Raw genomic sequence first — 6468 nt, 5'->3', positions numbered from 1 at the left:
CGGCGGCGGTCATCACGACCAAGGTAAACAGCAGCAGCGGCCAGATGCTGGGCCACAGGTCCCACCAGCCGTTGCCCTTGAGCAGGATGCCGCGGATCAGCCGGTTGAAATGGGTCAGGGGCAGCAGGTTGCCCAGGTATTGCGCCCACAGCGGCATGCCCTGGAACGGGAACATGAAGCCGGACAGCAGCATATTGGGCAGGAAATAAAACATGGTCAGCTGCATGGCCTGCAACTGGTTCTGCGCCAGCGACGACAGCGTGATGCCCACCGTCAGGTTGGCGGCGACGAACACCAGCGCGGACAGGTACACGGCCAGCAGCGACCCCAGGAACGGCACGTGGAACACGAAGTGCGCGGCCAGCAGGATGATGCTGGACTGGATCAGGCCGATCGCGATGTAAGGCACGATCTTGCCCGTCATCACTTCGAGCGGCCGCACCGGCATCGCCAGCAGGTTTTCCATGGTGCCGCGTTCGCGCTCGCGCGTCATGGCCAGGCCGGTCATCATCACCAGCGTCATGGTCAGGATCACGCCCATCAGTCCGGGCACGGTGTTGTACTGCGAAATCTGCTCCTCGTTGTAGAGCTGGTGCACCAATACGTCGAAGGGCGGCTGGCCGCCCGCCAGGCTGGCCAGCGGGCCGGTCAGGTCCTTGGTCGCCACCGCCTGCGACAGCTGCGTGGCCGCGCCCAGAGCCAAGCCGGTCGCCATGGGGTCGGTGGCGTCGGCCTCGATCAGCAGCGCGGGACGCTCGCCGCGCAGCAGCTTGCGGCTGAAGTCCGGCGGGATGGTCAACACGAACAGCACGCGGCCCTGGGCCAGCGCCGTGCGTCCGGCCTCTTCGGTGTCCAGTTCCTCGATGATGTGGAAGTAGTCCGACGATTTCATCGCCGCGACGAAACTGCGCGTGAAGGGGCTGTGGTCGGCGGTGATGACCGCCGTCGGCATCTGCTTGGGATTGGTGTTGATGGCGTAGCCGAACAGCGCCAGTTGCATGATGGGCAGGCCCACTATCATGCCGAAGGTGATGCGGTCGCGGCGCAGCTGCAGGAACTCCTTGAGCACCATGCTCCACCAGCGCGACCAGGAAAAGCCTTGCAGATGGCGCATCATGGCGGGCTCGCGAAATTGTCGGTGGAACGCTTCATCAGGTAGATGAAGACGTCTTCCAGGCTGGTGTCGATGCGTTCCAGGCTCAGGTCCTGGCCGGCGATGGCATCCCGTAGCGTGCGTTCCAGCAGCGCCGCGTCGCGGCCGCTGATGTGCAGGGCGGAGCCGAAGGCCACGGTCTGGTCCACGCCTGGCGCGCCGCGCAGCCGCTGCGCCAGCGGCACCAGGTTGTGGCCGTGGATGGCCCAGGTGGTCAGGCCCTGTTCGGCGATGACGTCCTCGGCCGTACCCTGCGTCAGCAGCTTGCCGTAGGAGATGTAGGCCAGCTTGTGGCAGCGCTCGGCCTCGTCCATGTAGTGCGTGCTGACCAGCACCGATATGCCGCGCGCCGCCAGCTCATGCAGCTGCTCCCAGAAGTCGCGACGGGCGGTTGGGTCCACGCCCGCGGTGGGTTCGTCCAGCAGCAGCAGTTTCGGCTGATGCAGCAGGCAGGCCGCCAAGGCCAGCCGCTGCTTCCAGCCGCCGGACAAGGATCCGGTCAGCTGTTTGGCGCGGCTTTGCAGCCCCAGATCTTCCAGCGCGCGGTCCACGGTGGCTTTGCGGTCCGGCATGCCATACATGCGCGCCACGAAATCCAGGTTCTCGCGTATGGTCAGATCGTCCCAATAGGAGAACTTCTGCGTCATGTAGCCGACGTGCCGCTTGATCTGCTCGCTGTCGCGCAGGATGTCGTAGCCCAGGCAAGTGCCGCTGCCCGAGTCCGGCGTCAACAGGCCGCACATCAGGCGGATGCAGGTGGTCTTGCCGCTGCCGTTGGGACCCAGGAAGCCGAAGATCTCGCCCTCGCGCACCTGCAGCGACACGTCGTTGACGACGTGCTTGTCGCCGAAGCGCTTGTTCAGCCCGTGCACGTCGATGACGTATTGTCCGTTGGACGCTTGCGTGGCGGCCGGCGCGTTCATTGCTGCGTAACCTCCACTGGCTGACCTGGGTGCAGCCGCGCGGCGGCCTCGGGCGCGGGCCGGGCCTGCACCATGTACACCAGCTTGCTGCGGCTCTCGCGGCTGTAGATCACGGGCGGCGTGTACTCGGCCTGGGTCGAGATGTAGTCGATGCGCACGGGTATGGGATCGCCGCAGGCGTCGCAGCGCACGGTGGCCTGCTGGCCCATCTTGAGCGCGCCCAGCGCTTCCTCCGGCACGAAGAAGCGCACCTTGATATTGCCCGGCGGCAACAGGCTGACCACCGGACTGCCTGCGGGCACCCATTCGCCCACGCGATAGAGCGTGTCGAACACCAGTCCCGCGGCCGGCGCGGCCAGGCGCTTCTGCGCCAGCGTCCATTCGGCCTGGGCCAGGGCGGCCTTGGCCGCATCGACCTCGGCGGCCTGGGCGCGGCGCTGTTCGTCGCGGCCGGGCAGGCGGGCCACTTCCAGTTGGGCCTGCAGTTCGCGCACCCGTGCCGCGTCCGACTGCGCCTGTTCGCGGCTGTCGTCCAGCTGCGCGCGGGCGATGCCGCCGATGCGGAACTGGTCGGTATCGCGCCGCAGTTGCGCCGCGGAGCGACGGCTGGCGGCCTCGGCCTGCGCCAGCTGGGCGCGGTTGACGTCGACTTCCGCCGGGCGTTTACCGGTGGCGATGTCTTCCTGCTGCGCCACGGCGGCGGCCAATTGCGCGCTGGCCTGGTCGCGCGCCGCGGTTTCGCGCGTGGCTTCCAGCGCGAACAGCGGCGCGTCGGCCGCCACTTGCTGGCCGCGCCGCACCGGCAGCTCGGCCAGCCTGCCGGCCTCGGAGGACGCCACGTAGACGTATTCGCCTTCGGCGTAGCCCTGGAAGAAGGCGTGGTCTTCCTTGCCGCAGCCGCCCAGGGCAAGCAAGACCAGCGCGCTGGCGGGCAGGGGGCGGCGCAAGACGGGAGGGATGCGCATGGTCAGCGTCCTGGAGGAGCGGAAATCGAAACGGACGGCGAGAACAGGCCGCCCGTCAGCATGGCGATTGCGTGCGCCGCGATCGCGCGGGTGTCGATGGATTGCGCCTGGGCGTCGTCCTGCAGCACGCGCCGCCACAGGCTGGAGGTGGCAAGCGGCAGCAAGGTCAGGCCCAGGATGGAAAGAAACACCAGGCGCGGCTCCACGCCCGGCGTGATGGCGCCCACGCGTTGGCTTTCGGCGATCAGGCCAATCAGAGTCTGCAGGCGTTCAACAGGCAGATGGCGCAGCACGCGGTCACGCAATTGGCCGCCTTCATTGACGACCTCATGCAGCCACAAGGCGGGCAGCCAGGGCCGTTCGGCGGCGCTTTGCACCAGGCGGCCGACGACCTCAGTGATGAAGGCCCGCACGGCGGCAGGAGGGTCCGCCGCGGGATCCTGCGCCTGCGGCACGGGCGACCAGACAAAACCGATGACCGGCAGGATCCGCTCCTCCACCACCGCGTCTATGAGTTGGTCGCGGCTCTTGAAGTAGTAGTGCACCATCGCCGTGGTGACGCCGGCGCGCTGCGCGATATGCGTAAGCGTGGTGGCCGCGACGCCCTGGGCCGCGAACAGGCCGGTGGCGACGTCCAGTAGATTGGCGCGCGCGGCGGCGTTGTCGGGGCGCGGCGGACGGCCGGGCCGGCGAGGTGGGGTGGAGGAAGTAGAACGCATGCGGCCTATGTTAATTAAATTATTAATTAATTAAAAGGGGAGCAGCGGCCAGGGTTACGGGCCGGCCGCGCGAGCATCGATGGTGTAATGGCCCGGTACCCATCCCGCCACCCGGGCTGTTCCCGCAAGGCCCGGGCGGCTTCCTTGCAGGAGGCTGGACCGTCATGCCGCAATCGTCTTCCATCAACCGTCGCATCGTGCTCGCCGCGCGCCCGCAGGGCGAGCCGGCCGACAGCGATTTCCGCCTGGAAACCGGCGAAGTTCCACAGCCGGGGCCAGGCCAGGTGCTGCTGCGCACCGTGTACCTGTCGCTCGATCCCTATATGCGCGGCCGCATGAGCGACGCGCCGTCCTATGCCGAACCGGTGCAGGTCGGCGCGGCCATGGTCGGCGGCACGGTGACGCGGGTCGAGGCCTCCAATCACCCTGATTACCGGCCGGGCGAGTGGGTGCTGGCGCAATCCGGCTGGCAGGACTACGCGCTGTCCGACGGCGCCGGCCTGCTGCGGCTGGGGCCCGATCCCGAGCACCCGTCCTATTCGCTGGGCGTGCTGGGCATGCCGGGCTTCACCGGCTACATGGGCTTGCTGGACATCGGCCAGCCCAAGGCGGGCGAGACCGTGGTGGTGGCCGCGGCCAGCGGGGCGGTGGGCGCGGTGGTCGGCCAGATCGCCAAGATCCACGGCTGCAAGGTGGTCGGCATCGCCGGCGGCGCGGACAAATGCCGCTATGCGGTCCAGGAACTGGGCTTTGACGACTGCCTGGACCACAAGGCGCCCGACCTGCCGGGCCGCCTGGCGCGCGCCGTGCCGCAGGGCATCGACGTGTATTTCGAAAACGTGGGCGGGGCGGTTTTCGACGCGGTGCTGCCGCTTTTGAATCCGCGCGCGCGGATACCGGTCTGCGGCCTGATCTCGGCCTACAACGCCACCAGCCAGCCGCAGGGGCCGGACCGCCTGGGCCTGCTGATGCGCACCATCCTCACCAAGCGCCTCAAGATGCAGGGCTTCATCATCTTCAACGAGTACGCTCACCGTTACGGCGAATTCCGCGAGGCGATGGAAGGCTTGATCAAGCAAGGCCGCATCAAGTATCGCGAGGACGTGGTCGATGGGCTGGAAAACGCGCCGCGCGGCCTGATCGGGCTGCTCAAGGGTGAAAACGCCGGCAAGCGCATCGTGCGCGTCGGCCCGGACGAAAGGAGCGCCAAATGAACATCCTGATCGTGCTGACTTCCCACGACACGCTGGGCAACACCGGCCGCAAGACCGGATTCTGGCTGGAGGAATTCGCCGCGCCGTACTATGCGTTCGTCGACGCCGGCGCCCAGGTCACGCTGGCGTCGCCTGCAGGCGGACAACCGCCGCTGGATCCCAAGAGCGACGATCCCGACGCCCAGACCGACGATACGCGGCGCTTTCGCCAGGATCAGGACGCACAGCGGCTACTGGCCACCACGCTGCGGCTTGCGCAGGTGCAGGCGGCCGATTACGACGCCGTGTTCTATCCCGGCGGCCACGGCCCTTTATGGGATCTGGCGGAAGATCCGAATTCGGTCGCGCTGATCGAAACCATGCTGGCGGCGGGCAAGCCGGTGGCGGCCGTGTGCCACGCGCCCGGCGTGCTGCGTCACGCCAAGACGGCCGACGCCAAGCCGCTGGTGCAGGGCAGGCAGGTCACCGGTTTCTCCAATGCGGAAGAGGCCGCGGTGCAGTTGACCGACGTGGTGCCGTTCCTGGTGGAGGATGAACTCAAGCAATTGGGCGGGCTGTACACCAGCGGTCCCGACTGGCAGCCGCATGTGGTCGGCGACGGCCTGCTGGTCACGGGCCAAAATCCGGCGTCTTCCGTGGGCGTGGCGAACGCGCTGCTGGACAGGTTGAAGGGCTGAGGCCTGGCGCAGCCGGCGCCATCGCGCGGCAAGTCCGCGGACGGCCCGGCTCTGCTTTGGTCTGGGGCGCGGCATCTGATCGGCAAGGATTGCTGCGCAATGTGTCAGAATCGCGACCTTTTGATACGGCGCAACGCGGCACGAACCGCCTGCGCGCGATGACCGATGCCTCCAGACGTACCCGAATATCCTGCTGGTTCCTGCGTGGCGGCCTTGTTCGCCGCCATGCGGGCGCGCGACGCTGCCACAGGCCGCCATTCCGAAAGAGTTGTTGCGCTGAGCGTGGCGCTGGCAGGGGCCTGCGGCCTGCCCGCAGCGGAGCAGGAGGCGATCGCGGTTGCCGCCCGCCTGCACGACATCGGCAAGATCGGCACGCCGGACCGCGTGCTGTACTCCCCCAAGCGGCTGGACCCGGACGATTGGGAAATCATGAAGGCGCACGCCGCGGCGGGCGCCGACATCATCATGCACAGCGATATTCCGCAACGCGAGTTGATCGCGCTGGCGGTGCGCCACCACCACGAGCATTTCGACGGTTCGGGCTATCCGGCCGGCTTGTCCGGCGAGGACATCCCGCTGCATTCGCGCATCATTTCGCTGGCTGATTCCTACGACGCGCTAGGCGACGCGCGGCCCTATCACCCGGCGCGCACGCACGCGGAGATCATGCGCATCCTGAACCAGGAGGCCGGCTCCAAGTGCGACCCGGCGCTGCTGCGCACGTTCGAGGCGATGATCCAGAAGAGCCGGCTAAGAGTCCCGTAGGCGATGGGTGCGGCGCGTGAGAGCGAGCGCAAGAAAGCCGCTCGCGAGCACG

Annotated in this window: 7 protein-coding genes; 3 read left to right on the top strand and 4 right to left on the bottom strand. The window is 67.7% G+C overall.

Annotated features, from left to right (window positions below):
* The 4 genes from IPU70_RS04635 to IPU70_RS04620 all read right to left on the bottom strand — a co-directional run.
* On the bottom strand, positions 1-1117 hold a 1117-nt coding region (locus IPU70_RS04635; RefSeq protein ID WP_207465302.1), incomplete at its 3' end, for an ABC transporter permease.
* Positions 1114-2076 (bottom strand): ABC transporter ATP-binding protein, encoded by a 963-nt coding sequence (locus IPU70_RS04630; protein WP_207465301.1) that lies wholly within the window; start codon positions 2074-2076, stop codon positions 1114-1116. The genes IPU70_RS04635 and IPU70_RS04630, both read right to left, overlap by 4 nt.
* Entirely contained in the window at positions 2073-3041 is a 969-nt protein-coding gene (locus IPU70_RS04625; RefSeq protein WP_207465299.1) for an HlyD family secretion protein, read from the bottom strand. The genes IPU70_RS04630 and IPU70_RS04625 overlap by 4 nt, the downstream gene beginning before the upstream one ends.
* Before the next feature lie 2 nt (positions 3042-3043).
* Positions 3044-3760, bottom strand: coding sequence for a TetR/AcrR family transcriptional regulator (locus IPU70_RS04620; protein ID WP_207465297.1), 717 nt, complete (start codon positions 3758-3760; stop codon positions 3044-3046).
* 164 nt (positions 3761-3924) lie between these two features.
* Here IPU70_RS04620 and IPU70_RS04615 point away from each other — a divergent pair, with 164 nt between their 5' ends.
* From IPU70_RS04615 to IPU70_RS04605, 3 genes are all read left to right on the top strand, one after another.
* On the top strand, positions 3925-4974 hold the full coding sequence (locus IPU70_RS04615; protein WP_207465296.1) for an NADP-dependent oxidoreductase: 1050 nt from the start codon (positions 3925-3927) through the stop codon (positions 4972-4974).
* Positions 4971-5651 carry a type 1 glutamine amidotransferase domain-containing protein gene (locus IPU70_RS04610; protein WP_207465294.1) on the top strand — a complete coding sequence of 227 codons (681 nt, stop codon included), beginning with the start codon at positions 4971-4973 and terminating at the stop codon, positions 5649-5651. The genes IPU70_RS04615 and IPU70_RS04610 overlap by 4 nt, the downstream gene beginning before the upstream one ends.
* Before the next feature lie 165 nt (positions 5652-5816).
* Positions 5817-6416 carry an HD-GYP domain-containing protein gene (locus tag IPU70_RS04605; RefSeq protein WP_207465292.1) on the top strand — a complete coding sequence of 200 codons (600 nt, stop codon included), beginning with the start codon at positions 5817-5819 and terminating at the stop codon, positions 6414-6416.
* Positions 6417-6468: the final 52 nt, after the last annotated feature.

The sequence above is a fragment of the Achromobacter sp. SD115 genome (assembly GCF_017355315.1).
Taxonomy (GTDB): Bacteria; Pseudomonadota; Gammaproteobacteria; order Burkholderiales; family Burkholderiaceae_B; genus Achromobacter; species Achromobacter xylosoxidans_B.
Note: the sequence above shows the minus strand (reverse complement) of the source record. Positions and strands in the feature narration are given on the sequence as shown.

Bases quoted from the DNA above. Each gene is read 5' to 3' on its own strand.
- IPU70_RS04630 (WP_207465301.1), bottom strand. From the start codon at position 2,076: ATGAACGCGCCGGCCGCCACGCAAGCGTCCAACGGACAATACGTCATC.
- IPU70_RS04625 (WP_207465299.1), bottom strand. From the start codon at position 3,041: ATGCGCATCCCTCCCGTCTTGCGCCGCCCCCTGCCCGCCAGCGCGCTG.
- IPU70_RS04620 (WP_207465297.1), bottom strand. From the start codon at position 3,760: ATGCGTTCTACTTCCTCCACCCCACCTCGCCGGCCCGGCCGTCCGCCG.
- IPU70_RS04615 (WP_207465296.1), top strand. From the start codon at position 3,925: ATGCCGCAATCGTCTTCCATCAACCGTCGCATCGTGCTCGCCGCGCGC.
- IPU70_RS04610 (WP_207465294.1), top strand. From the start codon at position 4,971: ATGAACATCCTGATCGTGCTGACTTCCCACGACACGCTGGGCAACACC.
- IPU70_RS04605 (WP_207465292.1), top strand. From the start codon at position 5,817: ATGCCTCCAGACGTACCCGAATATCCTGCTGGTTCCTGCGTGGCGGCC.